At 71.4% G+C, this 18352-nt stretch carries 13 protein-coding genes; 7 read left to right on the top strand and 6 right to left on the bottom strand.

Annotation, left to right across the window (positions count from 1 at the left end; translation table 11 throughout):
* Window positions 1-43: 43 nt before the first annotated feature.
* Window positions 44-934 carry a methanol oxidation system protein MoxJ gene (gene moxJ, locus MMB17_RS19835; protein WP_241100012.1) on the bottom strand — a complete coding sequence of 297 codons (891 nt, stop codon included), beginning with the start codon at window positions 932-934 and terminating at the stop codon, window positions 44-46.
* 130 nt (window positions 935-1064) lie between these two features.
* Window positions 1065-2945: a methanol/ethanol family PQQ-dependent dehydrogenase gene (locus MMB17_RS19830; RefSeq protein ID WP_238311313.1), complete on the bottom strand. Its 1881-nt coding sequence runs from the start codon at window positions 2943-2945 to the stop codon at window positions 1065-1067.
* A gap of 354 nt (window positions 2946-3299) precedes the next feature.
* Here MMB17_RS19830 and MMB17_RS19825 point away from each other — a divergent pair, with 354 nt between their 5' ends.
* A complete protein-coding gene (locus MMB17_RS19825; RefSeq protein WP_241100011.1) occupies window positions 3300-4112 on the top strand; it encodes a S1 family peptidase in 813 nt (270 codons plus the stop codon).
* A gap of 40 nt (window positions 4113-4152) precedes the next feature.
* On the opposite strand, the gene mdoH is transcribed toward MMB17_RS19825, so the two are convergent.
* Complete coding sequence (gene mdoH, locus MMB17_RS19820) at window positions 4153-6327, bottom strand: glucans biosynthesis glucosyltransferase MdoH (RefSeq protein WP_241100010.1); 2175 nt, start codon at window positions 6325-6327, stop codon at window positions 4153-4155.
* A 55-nt stretch (window positions 6328-6382) separates the two neighbouring features.
* Entirely contained in the window at window positions 6383-8005 is a 1623-nt protein-coding gene (locus tag MMB17_RS19815; protein ID WP_241100009.1) for an OpgD/OpgG family glucan biosynthesis protein, read from the bottom strand.
* Window positions 8006-8213: 208 nt separating this feature from the next.
* Here MMB17_RS19815 and glmU point away from each other — a divergent pair, with 208 nt between their 5' ends.
* The 3 genes from glmU to MMB17_RS19800 all read left to right on the top strand — a co-directional run bounded on the left by glmU (window position 8214) and on the right by MMB17_RS19800 (window position 12436).
* Window positions 8214-9596, top strand: a complete 1383-nt coding sequence (glmU, locus tag MMB17_RS19810; protein WP_241100008.1) for a bifunctional UDP-N-acetylglucosamine diphosphorylase/glucosamine-1-phosphate N-acetyltransferase GlmU — start codon at window positions 8214-8216, stop codon at window positions 9594-9596.
* A gap of 260 nt (window positions 9597-9856) precedes the next feature.
* Entirely contained in the window at window positions 9857-11683 is a 1827-nt protein-coding gene (gene glmS / locus MMB17_RS19805) for a glutamine--fructose-6-phosphate transaminase (isomerizing) (RefSeq protein ID WP_238311318.1), read from the top strand.
* Between the two features lie 114 nt (window positions 11684-11797).
* Window positions 11798-12436, top strand: coding sequence for a 3'-5' exonuclease (locus MMB17_RS19800; protein WP_241100007.1), 639 nt, complete (start codon window positions 11798-11800; stop codon window positions 12434-12436).
* A 7-nt stretch (window positions 12437-12443) separates the two neighbouring features.
* Here MMB17_RS19800 and MMB17_RS19795 read toward each other — a convergent pair whose 3' ends face one another.
* Window positions 12444-13670 carry an acyl-CoA dehydrogenase family protein gene (locus tag MMB17_RS19795; protein ID WP_238311319.1) on the bottom strand — a complete coding sequence of 409 codons (1227 nt, stop codon included), beginning with the start codon at window positions 13668-13670 and terminating at the stop codon, window positions 12444-12446.
* 181 nt (window positions 13671-13851) lie between these two features.
* On the opposite strand from MMB17_RS19795, the gene MMB17_RS19790 reads away from it, so the two are divergent.
* Both MMB17_RS19790 and MMB17_RS19785 read left to right on the top strand, forming a co-directional pair.
* Window positions 13852-14241: a YciI family protein gene (locus MMB17_RS19790; protein ID WP_241100006.1), complete on the top strand. Its 390-nt coding sequence runs from the start codon at window positions 13852-13854 to the stop codon at window positions 14239-14241.
* Window positions 14238-15494 (top strand): RNA polymerase sigma factor, encoded by a 1257-nt coding sequence (locus MMB17_RS19785; protein WP_241100005.1) that lies wholly within the window; start codon window positions 14238-14240, stop codon window positions 15492-15494. The genes MMB17_RS19790 and MMB17_RS19785 overlap by 4 nt, the downstream gene beginning before the upstream one ends.
* A 47-nt stretch (window positions 15495-15541) precedes the next feature.
* Here the strand turns inward: MMB17_RS19785 and MMB17_RS19780 are convergent, their stop codons facing one another.
* Window positions 15542-15838, bottom strand: coding sequence for an FAD assembly factor SdhE (locus MMB17_RS19780; RefSeq protein ID WP_241100004.1), 297 nt, complete (start codon window positions 15836-15838; stop codon window positions 15542-15544).
* A 240-nt stretch (window positions 15839-16078) separates the two neighbouring features.
* Here MMB17_RS19780 and recG point away from each other — a divergent pair, with 240 nt between their 5' ends.
* The gene (recG, locus tag MMB17_RS19775; protein WP_241100003.1) at window positions 16079-18214 is read left to right on the top strand and encodes an ATP-dependent DNA helicase RecG; all 2136 of its coding nucleotides are present in this window, start codon (window positions 16079-16081) and stop codon (window positions 18212-18214) included.
* Window positions 18215-18352: the final 138 nt, after the last annotated feature.

The raw sequence follows: 18352 nt of genomic DNA, 5'->3' as shown, positions 1-18352 counted from the left end.
GCTGTTCGTCTTCCTCATCACGGCATCGGATCCGGCCGGTATTTCAGTTGGAGGCGGCGAGCACCGGCACGCCCTCCTGCTTCAGGATCGCGTCGATGCGGGGCTTGGCCTTGGCGAGCGCCGCGTCGAGCTCGGCCTTGAGCGCGGTGTCGTCCCGGCGCACGCCCATGGACTGGTCGAAGCTCTGCGGCATCTTCTGGCCGTCGCTGCGGGTGGTGTCGTCGGGCACCGGCGTCATGCGCAGGGGCGTGGACGAATCCCGCACGTAGCGGGCGACGTCGGGGGCGAAGGCCACGGCGACGTCGGCCTTGCCGCCCACCACCTCGCTCACCATCCGGGCCGGATCGATCTGGGTGTACTGGTTGCGCGGGGCCCGGAAGTTCACGAGCGAGTAGAGGTAGGCCATGTCCTCCTCGTAGCGCCCGATATCCTTGAGCATCGCCTCGCCGGGGGTGCCGAAGCCGACCACCATGTGGTCGACCTGCTTGAGGCGCGGATCGGCCCAGGACTTCACGTCGAGGTCCTTGTCGGCGCGGGTGAGGAAGACGTAGCCGGAGCGGTAATAGGGCTTGGTGGTGAGGACCCGCGGGTCGTCGGAATCGAGCCCGACCACGACGTCGCAGGCCTTCTTCTCCAGCCCGTCCCGCACGAGATAGATCGCGGGCTTGCCCAGCCAGACGAAGTCCGGCTTGCGGCCCATGGCCTCGGCCACGGCGGCGGCGATGCGGTTCTCGAGGCCGGAACCGTCCTTGAGCGAGAGCGGCGGCTGCTCGGCGGCGCAGATGCGCAGGCGGCCCGGATCGGCCTTCGTCCCCTGGGCATTCTCGGCGGCCTTCGGCTCCTGGGACCAGGCCGCCGGCGCCCACAGGCAGGCCAGGGCGGTCAGGGCAGCGGCCGAGGCGGCCGCGCGGCAGCGTCCGTTGACGAGCGACATCTCGGGTTTCCTCTGGGATTTCTTCGGTCTTGGCGCGGGGCCCGGGCATGGCGTGCCCGTCTCGGTTTCTCTCGCGCGGGGCAGGCGAGGCCTCCCCCTCCGGAGGAGGGAGAGGCCGGCGCGTTGGTCCTTACTTGGAGGCCGACTTCCACTCGCCGACATTCGGGTCGTCGTAGGGACCCTTGCCGTCGAGGGAGAAGACGATCACGCCGCCACCCTGCTGGGTGTAGTTGGCGAGCTTCTTGAAGGCGCCCACCGCGCCGAGACCGGCGGTCGGGTCGGCGAGGTCGAACACCAGGCCCACACCCGGCCAGCCGCCGACGCCGTAGTAGATGGCGACGTACTGCGTGCCCTTGTGGGTGTAGGTCATCGGATAGCCGATGGCGCCCGACGGGATCTTGAACTTCCAGAGGAGGTCGCCCGTGTCGGAGTCGCGCGCCTTCAGGTAGCCGTCGAGCGTGCCGTAGAAGACCAGGTCGCCGGCGGTGGCGAGGGTTCCGCCCCACACCGCGAAGCGCTCCATCTTCTCCCACTTATAGCTGCCGGTGATCGCGTTGTACGCCTTGATCTGGCCGAGACCTTCGTAGTTCTGACGGTCGCCCTTCGGGCCCGGATACATGTTCAGCGTGGCGCCCACGAAGAACTGACCCGCCCGGTAGGGCAGCATGAAGGGCTCCCAATCCATGCAGATGTGGTTGATGCCCATGAAGAAGAGCTCACGCTTCGGATCGTACGAATCGTGGCCCTGGTTGTGGTAGCCCATCGCCGAGGGGCAGACGTCCTTGGCGAGGTGGTCCATCCGGGTGCCGTATTCCGGATCGCGCACCGGCTGGCCGGTCTTCAGGTCGACCGTCTTGAACACGTTGACCGTGTCGTCGAGCTTGTTGGCCGAGACCAGCGCGCCGTCGGTGCGGTCGAGGGTGTAGACGATGCCGTTGCGGTCCGGATGGGTCAGCAGCTTGCGGGTCTTGCCGTCCTTGTCCTTCTGCTCGGAGAGCATCATGACGTTGACGCCGGCATAGTCCCACTCGTCGTGCGGGGTCTTCTGGTAGCCGAACTTGGCCTCGCCGGTGTCGGCGTCGCGGCCGAAGATCGTCATCGTCCACTTGTTGTCGCCGGGACGCATGGTCTCGTTCCACGGCGCCGGGTTGCCAGTGCCGAAATAGATCAGGTTCGTGCCCGGATCGTAGGCGTACCAGCCCCAGTTGGTGCCGCCGCCGATCTTCCAGGCGTCGCCCTCCCAGGTCGCGGTGCCCAGGCCCTTCTGGCCGTAATGGGCGTTCTTAACGTTGAAGTCGTCGGCCAGCAGCAGGTCCTTGTCCGGGCCGGTGGCGTAGGCGCGCCAGACCTGGCCGCCGGTCTTCACGTCGTAGGCGGTCAGGTAGCCGCGCACGCCGAGCTCGGCGCCCGAGGAGCCGATGATGACCTTGTCCTTGACGACGTAGGGGGCGATGGTGAGCGTCGAGCCGACCTTGATGTCGGAATTCTCGACCTTCCACACGGTCTCGCCGGTCTCGGCGTTGAGCGCCACGACGTGGCCGTCGAGCTGGGTCTTGAGGATCAGGGCCGGGGTCTTGCCGTCGCCCGGCCAGTAGGCGAGGCCGCGGTTGACGAGGTCGCAGCAGGCGACCGCGCGGGCGGCCGGGTTCTGCTTCGGCTTGTCCTGCCACAGGATGTGGCCCGGATCGTCGAGGTCGAGGGCGAAGGTGTTGTTCGGGAACGAGGTGTGGACGTACATCTTGCCGTCCACGACCAGCGGGGCGCCCTCGTGGCCGTTGAGCAGGCCGGTGGAGAAGGTCCAGGCCGGCCGGAGCTGCTTCACGTTGCTCTTGTTGACCTGCTTGAGCTCGCTGTAGTTGTTCGAGTCGTAGTTCTTGCCGGGCATGACCCAGTTGTCGTCGCTCTTCGAGAGCTCGACGAGCTTGTCATTGGCGTAGGCCACGCTCGACAGCGCGGCGGGCGCGAGCGCCAGCATCGCCAATGCCGAGACCGATGTCACAAACCTGCTCATCCTGCGTCTCCTCGCTTGACCGCCACGCCTTTCGGCCTCGCGGTACCTCTTGAGCTATTCCCTCTGAGGTTCAGGGTTCGCCACGAAGTCCATTCCTCGACCGAGCAGAAAATCTAAGAACAATCTTAGATAAACCCTGTCTTATGAAAGACTTATTAGCACCCCGTCGCCTATCGTTTCTAGGCGTTGATTGAAGGAGATGTCTTTACCCGGTCAGACATTTCTTGCTGGGAAGATGTGGCATTTCTAAATTGGCGATCTTCTCGCGTGCCTCCGGCTTGACCGCGACGAAGGCCCGGCGCACCACTAGGCGCAACGGGCGCGCAGCAGCCCGAGGCATCGGGAGGAGCGGTGATGGCGCGAGGCTGGCATGGCCTGGCGGCGGGGTTGGCGCTCGCGCTCTGCGCCGCGGGCGCGCGGGACGTCGGCGAGACCGGCGCCCTCTATCCCCGCGACGGCCGGCGCGACCTCACCGGCAGCGACCGCGCCCGCTTCCCCGGGGCCGGCGTGCTCTGGTGCCGCCGGCCGGACGGCGTGCCGCAGAAGGCGGCGGCGGCCTGGCTGATCGGCGCCCCCTCCCTGGTCATGCTCAACGCGCACAATTTCCGGAACCGGCAGCTGGAGACGACCCGCTCGGTGGCCGATTGCTACTTCCAGATCGACGGCCGCAACTACGATTTCGTGGCCGAGAGCCTGCGCCTCGGCGCGGCCCGGGACGCCCAGCGCCTGCACATCACCGACGACTGGGCGCTGCTCAGGCTCGCCCAGCCGGCCCAGGCCCCGCACCAGCCGCTGCCCGAGGCGCCCCCCGACCTGCCGGTGGGGGACATCACGCTCCCCGTGACCATGGTCTCCCCCGGCGGCCACGAGAACTATCGCGGCCCGAGCAGCCTCGAGACCTGCGCGATCCGGCGGATCGACCCGCCGACGGAGGGGGGCACCCGCCGCGCCCGGCACGATTGCAACGACGGCTACGGCGGCTCGGGCTCGGGGCTCTTCGACGAGGCCGGGCGGCTCGTCGCCATGCAGAGCGCCTCGCTCTCCATGAATTCGCGGCACGCCTTCGACATCGAGTTCCATTACGGCTCCGCCCTCCTGATCGAGGGGGCGTTGCGCGAGGCCCTGCGGCAGGCGCTGAAGGAGGGGCGGGCGGACCCCGCCCCGTGAGCCTCAGCCCATGAGTCTCATGAGTCTCACGCCCCTGGTCTCAGGCCGGGCGCAGGCGCTGGAGCCGGTCGAGGAGGGCGCGGTCGTGGAGCAGCGCCATGCGCTCCTTCGGCTGCAGCCAGGCGCTGGCCTCGCCGATGGTCTCCGCCTCCACCACCTTGGCCTGGGCGAGCGCCCGGTCGGGATCGATCGCCCCGCGCGGCCGGCTCGGGGAAGGCGGCAGCATGGCGGCGTGGTCCGCGGCGAACGCCGGGTCGGCATGGAGGGCGACGAGGGGGTCCGCGTCGTCGAGCCCGGCTTCGGCGTTGCGGGCGGCGAGCTCCCCGGCCCGCGTGGCGATGGCGGGCGGGTCGCGCTCCTCCGGCGTCATCAGCAGGCCCCGGCGCTTGAGGGCGAGGCCCCAGGCGAGCTGGCCGCTCGCCCAGGAGAGCGGGATCGCCAGGACGAGGCCGAGGATGGTGGGCGACATCCAGAGGAACAGCGAGGTGGCGATGGCGAAGGCCGCCACCCCCGTCACCAGGCCGAGGATGGTGTGCCAGCGGTGGCGGGCGACGATGGCCGAGAAGGGGATCGAGCCGTCGTCGCGCCGCTGCGGGTTCCAGCCGGTGTCGCGGCCAGCCAGGATCTGGAAGACCGAGCCCGACTGGATCAGCATGGCGATGGGCGCGATCAGGGCCGAGAGCAGGATCTCGATCGCGAAGGAGAGGGTGAGCCGCCCCGCCCCGCCGCAGGCCCGGCGGGTGGGGCCGTCGGCGAGGGCGAGCACCAGGCCGAGGCCCTTCGGCGCGAGCAGGATGCCCATGGTGAGCCCGAACAGCTGGAGCGCGCGCACGGGATCGAACCGGGGGAAGACCGGGTAGAGGCCGAACTCGGCGGAGAAGTATTCGGGCCGCACCCAGGCCGTCTGCAGGACGAGGGCGATACCGATGACGAGCTGGGCCAGCCAGAGCGGGGAGGCGAGGTAGCCGGCGATGCCGGTGGCGAAGTGCTGGCGGGAGGCCAGGGCCAGCCCGGCCGCGCCGATGATGCGGGAATGCTGCAGGTTGCCCTGCGCCCAGCGCCGGTCGCGCACGGCGAGGTCGATCAGCGAGGGCGGGCTCTCCTCGTAGGAGCCCGGGAGCCGGGGCAGCATGTACACCGCCCAGCCGGCCCGGCGGATCAGGGCCGCCTCCACGAAATCGTGGCTGAGCACGTGGCCGCCGAAGGGCGGGCGGCCCTTCAGGTCGGGCAGGCCGCAGGCCTCGGCGAAGGCCTTCGTGCGGATGATGGCGTTGTGGCCCCAGTAATTGCCGTCCCGGCCCGACCAGATCGCCAGCCCCGTGGCGATGACCGGCCCGTAGATGCGGGCGGCGAATTGCTGGACCCGGGCGAACAGGGTGTTGCGGTTGATGATGAGCGGCAGGCTCTGGATGATGCCCGCATCCGGATCCGCCTCCATGGCCGCGGCCAGGGTCACGATGCACGCGCCCGAGAGCAGGCTGTCGGCGTCGAGGACCAGCATGTGGTCGTAGGCGCCCCCCCAGCGGGTGACGAAGTCGCCGATATTGCCCGCCTTGCGGTGATGGTTCTTCGGGCGGTGGCGATAATAGAGCCGCGCCCCGGGGCCGATCGCCCCGCGCAGGGCGAGGAAGGCCCGCTCCTCGGCGATCCAGGCCTCGGGCTGGGTGGAATCGGAGAGCACGAACCAGTCGAAGGCCGCCCCCTGGCCCGTGGCCTCCACCGCCTCGCGCATCGCCTGCACGGCGGCGAAGGTGCGCGCGGTGGCCTCGTTGTAGACCGGCATGATCACCGCGGTGCGGGTCGTCAGCCGCGCCGCCGGAGGCGCCTCCTTCGGCCGGCGCAGGAGCGCGAGGAAGCCGAGGATCGCCCCCGTGAAGGCCAGCGCGATCCAGGAGAAGTTGAGGGTGAAGAGCACGAGCAGCAGGTACTGCAGGGCGGTGGCGCCCCCCGAGACCGAGATCACCTCGTACATCTGCAGGGCGCCGTAGACGGTCAGCAGCCCGGCCCCGCCGAAGACGAAGAGGCGCGCCGCGACGGGGGAGCGCGGCGGGCGGGCGGGCCGGTGGGCGCGGCTCCCGTCCCAGCGCGCGAGATCCTGCACCGGCATGGCGAGCGGGGCCTCGTCCGGCATCGCCGGGCGGAAGGCGCGGGCCGGGGCGGGCTCGGGAACGGGGCGGTCGGTGACCGCGGCGTCGAGGGTCAGGGTTTCGGCCATCGGCGATCCGGCGGTGAGGGCAGGGGAGGCGGCGGGTGGGTCGGCGCGTGTCGGGTCAGGGCGTCCAGCGGTAGAGCCAGGTCTCGGTGATCTGGCGCCCGGCCGTCTTCAGGGCGAGGCGCAATTCGCAGGCCGGCGCGCCGGACGGCTCCATCTCGAAGGCGACGCGCACGGTGCGGCGCTCGGGATAGGGATAGAGCGTCTGGCGCACGATCTTGCCGGGGCTGGCGAGCAGCACCGTCTCCAGATCGGGCATCTGCCCGCCGGGGCCGGAGAACAGGGCGTCGCCGGAAAAGTCGACGAGGAAGAGCCGGCGCGCCTCCGTCGAGCCGCGGCCGCTGCGGGTGCCCGCCACCGCGGCGACGGGGAGGGGATCGGCGAGCCGCCAGCACCAGGTCTGGCGGTAGCTGAAGCTCGCCTCGCGCTTGGCGGGCACCTTCGCCTTGGGCCGCCAATAGGCGAGGATGTTCTCGTTGAGCTCGGAATCGCTCGGGATCTCGAGAAGCGTCACCGCGCCCTCGCCCCAGAGCCCGTCGACGCCGGAGGCCCCGAGGGGCTCGATCCAGAGCGAGGGCCGCCATTCCCAGTGCTGCACGTCGTCCTGGAAGGCGGCGTAGTCGCGGGCGCGCTGCATCAGGCCGAAGCCCTTGGGCTCGGAATCGAGGAAGGAGGAGATCTGCAGGGATTGCGGGTTGTGGACCGGGCGCCAGATCGCCTCGCCGCCGCCGTTGCGGATCTGCAGGCCGCCGGCGGCATAGGCGCCGGCCCGGGCGTCGTCCGTGCCGCGGCTGTCATGCGGCCCGAACAGGTAGCTCGCCTGCATGCCGGCGAGCCCGAGATGGTCGATCTCGGCCCGGGTGACGATGGTGCCCTCGATATCGGCGAGGGAGGCCTCGCCCGGCCGCAGGGTCAGGCGCAGCGCCCCGGCCGCCGATTCGGAATCGATCAGCGCGTGCACGATCAGGGGTCCGCCCACGACCGGCTTCTCGATGAAGAAGGCCCGCCAGCGGGGAAACTCCTCGCCGCGGCTGTCGGCCGGGCGCAGGGCGAGGGCCCGCGCATTGATGCCGAAGCCCTGCCCGCGGGCGAGCAGCCGGAAGAACGAGGCCCCCTGGAACACCGCGAAATCGGAGAGCTCGGCCGTGCCGAACCGCGCCTTCACCTTGAAGCCGGAGAAGCCCGGATCCTGCTTGCCCGGCTCGGGCAGGGTGACGCCCGCGGCCTCGAAGCGCTCGCGGGTATAGGCGACGGGGCGCAGGGTCCCGTCCTCGATGAGATAGAGCGCGACCTTGTCGGTGTAGACGAAGCCGCGATGCAGGGGCTCCAGGGTGAACCCGAGCTCCGCGTCGTGCCAGATCGCCGTGTTGGGGGCGGCGCGGATGCCCGCATATTGCTCGCGGCTCAGGGTCTTGAGCCCTTCGGGCAAATCGTCGGCATTGGGCTTGGCGAAGGCCTGCCCCGCCAGCGTGCGGGCGAGGTCGCGCAGGGTCGTGTCGGTGAAGGGCGTGCCGGCGGCGGGCAGGGCGAAGCCTTCCGCCTCCGCCGCCGCGCCGGGCAGCAGGGCGGCGCCGGCCGCGACGGCGGCACCGGCGAGGAGGTCGCGACGGCGGAACGCGCCGGAATTGGGGCGCGGGGCCGGGTGCGGGGCATCCCGGCGGCGGTCGAGCGGAAGCGTCATGCCCTCGTCGAAAGGTTCCAGGGTTGGTTGCGGTGCAAGACGTATCACGGGAACGCCTGAACCCCAGGTTAAGGTTGCTTTTTTGTCATCACCGCGGCCTGCAAAGTGTCATCGCTGCGGGCGCGCCGGCCGCCGGTTTCGCGGATGCGGCACGATCGGCTAAACGCTGCCGGAGGGCCTGGAAAGGGCTGCAGGACGGATCGGGCGGATGACGGGGCGCGTAGAGGACACGGCCGGGCGCGGCTTCACCGCGGTGGTGCTCGCCGCGGGCAAGGGCACGCGGATGCGCTCCGCCCTGCCCAAGGTGCTCCACGCCATCGCCGGGCGCAGCCTGCTCGGCCACGTGCTCGCCGCGGTCCAGGAGGCGGGCGCCGCCCGGATCGCCGTCGTGGTGGAGCCGGGCCAGGAGGCGGTCGCCCGGGAGGTCGCGGCGATGGCCCCGGGCGCCAGCGTCCATCCGCAGGCCGAGCGGCTCGGCACCGCCCATGCCGTGCTCGCCGCCCGCGAGGCCCTGGAGGGGCAGGCGGCGGACGTGATCGTCGCCTTCGGCGACACCCCCCTCGTCACCCCGGAGACCTTCGCCCGGCTGCGGGCGCCGCTGACCCAGGGCGCCGGCATCGCCGTGCTCGCCTTCGAGGCCGCCGACCCCAAGGGCTACGGGCGGGTGCTCACCCGGGACGGCCGCGTCACCGCGATCCGCGAGGAGAAGGACGCCTCGGAGGCGGAGCGGGCGGTGCGGCTGAGCAATGCCGGGCTGATGGCGCTCTCCGGCGCCCATGCCCTGTCCCTGCTCACCCGGATCGGCAACGACAACGCGGCGGGCGAGTACTACCTCACCGACGCCGTGGCGCTCGCCGTCGCGGAGGGGCTCCCCGTGGTCGTGGTGCCGGTGGACGAAGCGGAGGCGCAGGGCGTCAACGACCGCGTCCAGCTCTCCGTGGCGGAGGCCGCGATCCAGGCGCGCCTGCGCCGGGCGGCCCAGCTCGGCGGCGCCACCCTGGTCGCTCCCGAGACGGTCTTCCTGAGTGCCGACACGGTGCTCGGCCGCGACGTGGTGGTGGAGCCGCATTGCGTGTTCGGCCCCGGCGTGGTGATCGGCGACGGCTGCACCATCCGCGCCTTCTCCCATCTGCACGATGCCCGCCTGGAGGAGGGGGTCGATATCGGCCCGCATGTGCGCCTGCGCGGGGGCGCCGTGCTGAAGGCGGGGGTGCATCTCGGCAATTTCGTCGAGATCAAGAACGCGGTGCTGCAGGCGGGCGCCAAGGCCGCGCATCTCACCTATCTCGGCGATTCCGAGGTGGGGGCGGGCGCCAATATCGGCGCGGGCACCATCACCTGCAATTACGACGGGGTGAGCAAGCACCGCACGGTGATCGGGGCGGGGGCCTTCATCGGCTCGAATTCCGCCCTCGTCGCCCCGGTCACGGTCGGGGCCGGCGCCCTGATCGGGGCGGGCTCGGTCATCACCAGCGACGTGGCCGACGGCGCCCTCGCCGTGGCCCGCGGCCGCCAGACCACGCTTCCCGGCGCGGGCGCCCGGCGCATGGCGAGCCTGCGCGCCGCCAAGGCGAAGGCCGCGAAGGGCTGAGCCGCGGCGGCGCGGAGGATTCCTCTTCCGTAAGATTTATCAAAGGCCTGCGGAACGATCTTCATCTCGCATCCGAAGACCGTCCCGGCTTCGCGAAACGCCGCGGCGGCCGGGCTGGCTTTGCGGGGCCGCGATCCGGTACAACCCCCGGCTTCGCGGCACGCTCAAGGTACGGTCCTTGCGCGGGGGAGCGGCGGGCGGCCGGCCCTGTTCCGGAACGGGACGGAAGGCCGCAATCTGGGGCTTTCGAGGGGCACGCCATGTGCGGAATCGTCGGGATCGTCGGGCGGGACAGCGTGGCCGACCAGGTGGTCGAGGCCCTGCGCCGCCTCGAATACCGGGGTTACGATTCCGCCGGCATCGCCACCCTCGAGGCCGGGCGGCTGGAGCGGCGGCGGGCGGAGGGCAAGCTCTCGAACCTCCAGCTCAAGCTGATCCAGGCCCCGCTGAAGGGCGCCATCGGCATCGGGCATACCCGCTGGGCCACCCATGGCCGGCCCAACGAGACCAACGCGCATCCCCACGCCACCGAGCGGCTGGCCGTGGTCCATAACGGCATCATCGAGAATTTCCGCGAGCTGAAGGGCGAGCTGGAGGCGCAGGGCGTGCGCTTCGAGACCGAGACCGACACCGAGGTGGTGGCCCAGCTCGTCAGCCACGCCATGGGGCAGGGGCTCGGGCCGGTCGCGGCGGTGGAGGCGGTGCTGCCGCGCCTGCGCGGCGCCTTCGCCCTCGGCTTCCTGTTCGCGGGGGAGGCGGACTTCCTGATCGGCGCCCGCCACGGCGCGCCGCTCGCCATCGGCTTCGGGCCGGGGGAGACCTATCTCGGCTCGGACGCCCTGGCGCTGGCCCCCTTCACCGACGAGATCACCTATCTCGACGAGGGCGACTGGGCGATCCTGACCCGCGACGGGGCCGAGATCCGCGACCTCTCGGGCCAGGTGGTGGCCCGGCCCCGGCAGAAGATCGTGTCCCAGGCCTTCCTGGTCGACAAGGGCAACCACCGCCACTTCATGGCGAAGGAGATCCACGAGCAGCCGGAGGTGGTCGGGCGCACGCTCGCCCATTACGTAGATCTGGCCAACGGCCGGGTCGCCCTGCCCCAGGCGCTGCCCTTCGACTTCGCGAACCTGTCGCGCCTCTCGATCACCGCCTGCGGCACCGCCTATTACGCCGGCCTCGTCGCCAAATACTGGTTCGAGACCCTGGCGCGGCTGCCTGTAGAGATCGACGTGGCCTCCGAGACCCGCTACCGCGAGCCGCCCCTGGAGAAGGGCGGCCTGACCCTGGTCATCTCGCAATCGGGCGAGACCGCCGACACCCTGGCCTCGCTGCGCTACGCCAAGGCGCAGGGACAGCACACCCTGGCGGTGGTCAACGTGCCGACCTCGACCATCGCCCGGGAGGCCTCCGCCGTGGTGCCGACGCTGGCCGGCCCCGAGATCGGCGTCGCCTCCACCAAGGCCTTCTCCTGCCAGCTCACCGTGCTGCTCTGCCTGGCGCTCGCCGCCGCCCGGGCCCGGGGCACGATCGACGCCGCCCGCGAGCGGGCGCTGGTCGACGCCCTCATCACCGTGCCGGGGCTGATGGCGGAATCGGTCACGCTCGAGCCCGCGGTCGAGGCCCTGTCCCGCGAGATCGCGAAGGCCCGGGACGTGCTCTATCTGGGGCGCGGCACCAGCTATCCGATGGCGCTCGAAGGCGCCCTGAAGCTCAAGGAAATCAGCTACATCCACGCGGAAGGTTATGCGGCAGGCGAACTCAAGCACGGCCCGATCGCGCTCATCGACGAGAGCGTGCCGGTGATCGTGATCGCCCCCCACGACGCGATCTTCGAGAAGACGGTCTCGAACATGCAGGAGGTCGCCGCCCGCGGCGGCAAGATCATCCTGGTGGGCGACGCCCAGGGCGCGGCCAAGGCCGGGCTCGACACGCTCGCCACCCTGACCATGCCCGAGATCGATCCCGTGGTGGCGCCGATCGTCTACGCCGTGCCGGTGCAGCTCATCGCCTACCACACCGCCGTCTTCATGGGGAAAGACGTCGACCAGCCCCGCAACCTGGCGAAATCCGTGACCGTGGAGTGAGCGAACCGGGAGGCGTACTCGCTCCCCGGTCAGGTAAGGCTTCCTGTCTTTGTTCCGGCGCTGCCGATCTGCCAGGATGTGCAGTCAAATCCGCAGGCTCAGGATCCGATGACGATGAGGCAGCCCCTTCCTCCGCATGTCGTCGCCGTCGATGTAGAGACCACGGGATTGGGCAGTGGGGACCGCATCGTCACGCTAGCGGCAATCTGCCTGGAGACTTCAGGTCTCGAGAGCGGAGCGATCGATCTGGAGTACATGCACCTTGCCTTCGATCCCCGGAAGGATTGCCACCCAGCGGCGGCGGCCGTGCACGGATATTCGGACTGGGATCTGCGGCATCAGGATTTGTTCTCGCATCATGCGGAGACGATCCGATCCTTCATCCACCGGGCGCCGCTCATCGTGGCGCACAACGCCGCCTTCGATATGCGTTTCATCTGCAGCGCTTTCGAACAGAGCGGCGTCTCACCCGTCACCAACCCGGTCTTCTGCACCATGGAGGCCTACAGGAAGCGCGGATTTTCCGGTTCTGCGTCCCTGGATGCAGTCTGCAAGAAGATCGGAGCAGTGCGCTACGGAGCGCGGCACGGCGCCCTAGAAGACGCCTGGCTCGCCCTGAAGGTCTATCTCTGGCTCCATGGATGGAAGGGCAAGTTCGATACGCCGGAAGCCCTTCGCGCCCGGCCAGTCAACTGGGTTGAGCCGCCCCCACTCCCCGAGGGCCTATTGCCCTCGCGCGCGCGGAGGAGCTGATCCCCTTTCACGGCCGCGGCAGCATCCGGTCGCTGATGATGCGGCGCTGGATCTCGCTGGTGCCCTCGAAGATCGTGGTGAGGCGGGCGTCGCGCCAGTAGCGCTCGATCCGGCGCTCGGTGGTGTAGCCGTTGCCGCCGTGGAGCTGCATCGCCTGGTTGGTCACCCGCACCGCCATCTCCGTGGCGAGCAGCTTCACCTGGGCCGATTCGCTCTCGGCGGGTTCGCCCTGGTCGAGGAGATGGGCGACCTGCTGCCAATAGGCGCGGGCCTGCGCCACCTCCGCGGCCATGTCGGCGAGGGCGAAGCGCAGGGCCTGGAAGTCGCCGATCGGGTGGCCGAACTGCTCCCGCTCCTGCAGGTAGAGCGTGCAATCCTCCAGGGCCGCCCGGGCGACGCCGACGGCGCGGGCCGCGGTGTGGACGCGGGCGATGTTGAGGCCCCGCTGCACCGAGGCGAAGCCGCCGGCATCCGCATCCGCCCCCTCGTCGCCGTAGAGCCCGGTGAGCCGGTCGCTCTCGGGCACGCGCACCCCGTCGAGTTCGAGCTCGAAGGTGAGGAAGCCGTGATAGCCGATCTTGTCGATGACCGTGCCGGTCATGCCCTCGGGGAAGCGGCCGGGCTCCTTGACCACGAGGAAGGGCTCCAGGCCCGCCGAGCGGGGCTCGCCCGGCTTCGGCTCGCGGGTGCGGGCCAGGACCTCGATGAAGTCGGCGCCCTGCGCGAAGCCCGCCCAGCGCTTGGTGCCGGTGAGCACCCATGCGTCGCCCTCGCGCACGGCCCTGGTCCGCACGCCGGCGAGGTCCGAACCGGCGGTGGGCTCGGAGAGCGCGATCGAGCCGATCCACTGGCCCCTCGCGGATTTCGCCAGAAGCGCCCTGCGCCGGTCGTCGTCCAGGGTCTGCGTGCCGAGCCCCTGGCCGCGGGCGAGGATGGAGCCGACGGAGAGCCAGGCCCGGGCCAGTTCCTCGGAAACGAGGCAGTACTCGAACACGCCGAGCCCCATCCCGCCATAGTCGGCGGGGATGGTGATGCCGAACCAGCCCTTCTCCGCCATGGCGTCGATGAGGGTGCGGGGCATCTCGCCCTTCTGCGGGTCGAGCGCGTCGGCGAGGGGCAGCACCACCTCGCGGGCGAAGGCGCGGGCCTCCTGCTGCAGGGCGACCCGGGCCTCCGTGCGCCACGGGGACAGCAGCTCCGGCGGCCGCGGCGCCTTCAGCTCCGGCGTCGACATGGATCCTCCCCGTCCGGTTGTTTTCCAAGCCTGCGCCAACGCTCAAGGTGGCCAAGCGTTTCAGCGACCATGCGTTTCGCGGGGACGCATCGGGGGAGGGGGCCGGGCCGCCTTTTTCGCGCGCGGCCTGTCGGCACGCGCTAGGCTCGCCCGTCCTCGCCGCAAACACGGGAACCGGCCGATGCTCTACGCCCTGCTCTGCTACCACTCGGAAGAGGTCGTCTGCGCCTGGAGCCAGGAGGAGGACGCGGCGGTGATGGCAAAGCTCGCCGTGGTGCAGGAACGGCTCGCGCGCGCGGGCAAGCTCGGCCCCGTCGCGCGGCTGATGCCGACCACCGCGGCGACCACCCTGCGCAAGGACCGGGAGCCGCCGCTCGTCGTCGACGGCCCCTTCGCCGAGACCAAGGAGCAGCTCCTCGGCTTCTACCTCCTCGAATGCACGGATCTCGAGGAGGCCCTGTCGATCGCCCGGGAGCTGGGCCAGGCCAATCCCGGCGGCTCCTACGAGATCCGGCCCGTGGCGCATTTCGCCCCCGGCGCCGCCAGCCCGGTCGGCGCGGCCACCTCATGAGCCCCAACGCCCTCGCCTGGATCGACCAGGCCCTGCGGGCGGCTCGGCCGACCGCCCTGGCGGCGCTGCTGCGCTATTTCCGCGATCTCGACACCGCGGAAGAGGCCTTTCAGGAGGCCTGCCTGCGGGCCCTCGCCCATTGGCCGCGCAACGGGCCGCCCCGGGATCAGGCCGCCTGGCTGATCCTGGTCGGGCGCAATGCCGGGGTCGACGCCCTGCGCCGCCGCGCCCGGCAGGAGGCCCTGCCCGACGAGGCCGCCCTCTCCGATCTCGGCGACGCGGAGGCGGACATCGCCGAGCGTCTCGACGGGGCGCAGTATCGCGACGACATCCTGCGGTTGCTCTTCGTCTGCTGCCATCCGGACCTGCCCCGCACCCAGCAGATCGCGCTGGCCCTGCGCGTCGTCTCCGGCCTCTCGGTGACGCAGATCGCCCGCGCCTTCCTGGTGAGCGAGGCCGCCATGGAGCAGCGCATCACCCGGGCGAAGGGGCGGGTGGGGCGCTCCGACCTGCCCTTCGAGGCCCCGGGCGCCCCGGAGCGGGCGCGGCGCCTCGCGGGGGTCGCCGCCATGCTCTACCTCGTCTTCAACGAGGGCTATTCGGCCGGCTTCGAAGCGGTGGGCGCCCGCGCGCCGCTCTGCGACGAGGCGATCCGGCTCGCCCGGCTGTTGCTCAGGCTGTTCCCGGCCGAGCCCGAGATCATGGGGCTCACCGCCCTGATGCTGCTCCAGCATGCCCGCGCCGCCGCGCGGTTCGATGCGGAGGGGGCGGCCGTGCTCCTGGAGGATCAGGACCGCGCCGCCTGGGATGGGGGGATGATCGGGGAGGGGCTCGCCCTGCTCGACAAGGCGATGCGCCACAACGCCCCCGGCCCCTACCAGATCCAGGCGGCGGTGGCCGCGCTCCATGCCCGGGCGAAGCGGGCCTGCGACACCGACTGGGTGCAGATCGACCACCTCTATGCCAGCCTGGAGCGGATGCAGCCCTCCCCCGTGGTGACCCTGAACCGGGCGGTCGCCGTCTCCAAGGCGCGGGGGCCGGGGGAGGCGCTGGCCCTGATCGAGCCCCTGGCCGAGAGCCTGTCCGGCTATTTCTACTTCCACGGGGCGCGGGGCGCCTTCCTCAAGCAGCTCGACCGGCGGGCGGAGGCGCGGATCAGCTTCGACCGGGCGATCGCCCTTGCCGGCACCGCGGCCGAGGCCGCCTTCATCCGGGCGGAGCTCGACGCCCTGGGCGGGGAGGGGCCGCCCTGACGGCGCCCGCCCCCCGCGGCTCTGCCGCGCGCGGACGGGGAGGGCGCTCAGGAATGGATCGGCGCGTCGTGCCGGTGGAAGGCCTTGAGGCGGCGGTAGACCGTGGTGTCGTAATGGCCCGGGACCTCGGCCTCGCCGGTGAGCCAGGTGAAGAGGTCGCGGTCGGGCACCTCGATCAGGGCCTCGAAATCCGCGAGCTCGTCCTCGGAGAAGTCGCCGATCGCCGCATCGGCGAAGCGGCCCATGATCAGGTCCATCTCGCGGATGCCCCGGTGCCAGGCCCGGAACAGGGTGCGGCGGCGGCGGGGATCGAGATCGGCGCTGGAGCGGGTGGTGCCGGACATGGGAGAGACCTGGGACGGGCCGGACGGACGAGGCAGGATCCCGGGATCCGGGGAGACCGCGATCCTTGGATCCCGGACTCCTTGGACGCCGTGATCCCGAGCGGGACCCGAGCATAGGGCAGGGCGGGGACCGATGCACGCCGCCGGCATCCACAGGCCGGGCTTGCAACCTCATGCCGCAGCGCTACCGGATGGAAACCGGGGCAGGGCATCATGACAGGACAGGCCGCCCCTCCCCCGATGACCGACGAGACACCCCGCCTGCGCCCCAGCATCCTCGACGCGCTCTTCGCCCCCGCCCGCGGCCTGCCCGGGGTCGGGCCGAAGATCGCGCCGCTGATCGAGCGGCTGCTCGGCAGCGAGGAACGCCCGGCCCGGGTGGCCGACCTGCTGTTCCACCTGCCCCAGCGCGGGGTGGCGCGGCCGCTCTCGGGCTCGGTCCGCGACGCGCCGGTCGGCGAGCCGGTCACGATCGGCGTGACCGTGGTGGCCCATCGCCCGCCGATGCCCGGCGCCGGCAAGCGCCCGTTCCGGGTGCTCGTCGAGGACGAGACCGGCGACGTGACCTTGGTCTTCTTCGGCATGCCGCGCCAGCGGGTGGAGAAGATGCTGCCGCTCGGGGCCCATCGCTACGTCTCCGGCCGGATCGAGCTCTGGGACGGGCACCGGCAGATGGTCCATCCCGCCCGCGTGGTCGATGCCGAGGGGCTCGCGGCCCTGCCGGCGGTGGAGCCGGTCTACGGCGCGACCGAGGGGCTGACCTCGCGCATGATCGGCAAGATCGCCCATGCCGCCCTCGACAAGCTCCCCGTCCTGCCGGAATGGCAGGACCCGGCGTGGCTGCAGCGCAACCGCTTCCCCGCCTTCGCCGAGGCGTTGAAGGCCGAGCACCATCCCGAGGAGGCGCCCTCCGCCCCGAAGGAGGGGGAGGAGGCCCTGCAGACGCCGGCCCGGCGCCGGCTGGCCTATGACGAACTGCTCGCCTCGCAGCTGGCGCTCGCCCTGATGCGGGCGCGCCAGCGGCGCAAGCCCGGCCGCTCCAATGCCGGGGACGGCGCCCTGCGCGACCGGATCGAGGCGGCCCTGCCCTTCGCGCTGACCGGCGCGCAGCGGCGGGCCGTCGCCGAGATCCGCGCCGACCTGGCCTCGGAGCGGCGGATGCTGCGCCTGCTCCAGGGCGATGTCGGCTCGGGCAAGACGGCGGTGGCCCTGCTCGCCATGGCGCATGCGGTCGAGGCCGGGCGGCAGGCGGCGCTGATGGCGCCCACCGAGATCCTGGCCCGGCAGCATTTCGAGCGGCTGGCCCCGCTCGCCGGCTCCCTGCGCCTGCGGCTGCTCACCGGCCGGGACAAGGCGGCCGAGCGCCGGGCGACGCTCGCCGACCTCGCCGCCGGCAACATCGACATCGTGGTCGGCACCCACGCCCTGTTCCAGGAGGCGGTGGCCTTCCGCGACCTCGGCCTCGCCGTGGTCGACGAGCAGCACCGCTTCGGCGTCCACCAGCGCCTGGCGCTCGGCGCCAAGGGCCAGGCGGTCGACATCCTGGTGATGACCGCGACGCCGATCCCGCGCACCCTGGCCCTGACCTGCTTCGGCGACATGGACGTCTCGGTGCTCGACGAGAAGCCGGCCGGGCGCCAGCCGATCAAGACCCTCACCATCCCCACCGAGCGCATCGACGAGGTGGTGGAGGGGCTGCACCGGGCGCTGGCCGCGGGGGACCGGGTCTACTGGATCTGCCCGCTCGTGGCCGAATCCGAGTTCGTGGACCTCGCCGCGGCCGCCGAGCGCTTCGAGGACCTGAAGGCGCATTTCGGGGAGGCGGTCGGCCTGATCCACGGCAAGATGCCGAGGCCGGAGAAGGACGCGGCCATGGAGCGCTTCGCCGCCGGCGCGACCAGGGTGCTCGTCTCCACCACCGTGGTCGAGGTCGGCGTCGACGTGCCGGAGGCGACGATCATGGTGATCGAGCATGCCGAGCGCTTCGGCCTCGCCCAGCTCCACCAGCTGCGCGGGCGGGTCGGCCGGGGCTCGAAATCCTCCTCCTGCCTGCTGCTCTATCGCGGCCCCCTCGGCCAGGTCGCCAAGGCCCGGCTCGAAATGATGCGCGAGAGCGAGGACGGCTTCCGCATCGCCGAGGCCGATTTGCGCCTGCGCGGGGAGGGCGAGGTGCTGGGCACCCGCCAATCCGGCCTGGCGGCCTTCCGCCTCGCCCGGCTCGAGAGCGACGGCGATCTCCTGGAGGCGGCGCGGGACGATGCCCGGCTGATCGTGGAGCGCGATCCCGGGCTGACCTCGCCGCGGGGCGAGGCCCTGCGGGTGCTGCTCTACCTGTTCGAGCGGGACGCGGCGATCCGGCTGATCGGGGCGGGCTGAGCCCCGGCCGGCTCCGCCGCGCGGAGCGGCCGACAGGCACGTTCAGCGCCGTTCAGGTCCGTTCAGATTCACGGGGCCGTTCAGCTTCGCTTCAGGAAGCTTGGCGGGTGCGCAGGCGCACCGATCGCCGCAGCGGCG

This window comes from Methylobacterium organophilum (assembly GCF_022533465.1).
Classification (GTDB): domain Bacteria; phylum Pseudomonadota; class Alphaproteobacteria; order Rhizobiales; family Beijerinckiaceae; genus Methylobacterium; species Methylobacterium organophilum.
This window is presented reverse-complemented; position numbering and strand designations above follow the sequence as displayed.

Bases quoted from the DNA above. Each gene is read 5' to 3' on its own strand.
- mdoH (WP_241100010.1), bottom strand. From the start codon at position 6,327: ATGGCCGAAACCCTGACCCTCGACGCCGCGGTCACCGACCGCCCCGTT.
- MMB17_RS19830 (WP_238311313.1), bottom strand. From the start codon at position 2,945: ATGAGCAGGTTTGTGACATCGGTCTCGGCATTGGCGATGCTGGCGCTC.
- MMB17_RS19780 (WP_241100004.1), bottom strand. From the start codon at position 15,838: ATGTCCGGCACCACCCGCTCCAGCGCCGATCTCGATCCCCGCCGCCGC.
- MMB17_RS19825 (WP_241100011.1), top strand. From the start codon at position 3,300: ATGGCGCGAGGCTGGCATGGCCTGGCGGCGGGGTTGGCGCTCGCGCTC.
- glmU (WP_241100008.1), top strand. From the start codon at position 8,214: ATGACGGGGCGCGTAGAGGACACGGCCGGGCGCGGCTTCACCGCGGTG.
- MMB17_RS19815 (WP_241100009.1), bottom strand. From the start codon at position 8,005: ATGACGCTTCCGCTCGACCGCCGCCGGGATGCCCCGCACCCGGCCCCG.
- MMB17_RS19785 (WP_241100005.1), top strand. From the start codon at position 14,238: ATGAGCCCCAACGCCCTCGCCTGGATCGACCAGGCCCTGCGGGCGGCT.
- MMB17_RS19800 (WP_241100007.1), top strand. From the start codon at position 11,798: ATGAGGCAGCCCCTTCCTCCGCATGTCGTCGCCGTCGATGTAGAGACC.
- MMB17_RS19790 (WP_241100006.1), top strand. From the start codon at position 13,852: ATGCTCTACGCCCTGCTCTGCTACCACTCGGAAGAGGTCGTCTGCGCC.
- recG (WP_241100003.1), top strand. From the start codon at position 16,079: ATGACCGACGAGACACCCCGCCTGCGCCCCAGCATCCTCGACGCGCTC.
- MMB17_RS19795 (WP_238311319.1), bottom strand. From the start codon at position 13,670: ATGTCGACGCCGGAGCTGAAGGCGCCGCGGCCGCCGGAGCTGCTGTCC.
- glmS (WP_238311318.1), top strand. From the start codon at position 9,857: ATGTGCGGAATCGTCGGGATCGTCGGGCGGGACAGCGTGGCCGACCAG.
- moxJ (WP_241100012.1), bottom strand. From the start codon at position 934: ATGTCGCTCGTCAACGGACGCTGCCGCGCGGCCGCCTCGGCCGCTGCC.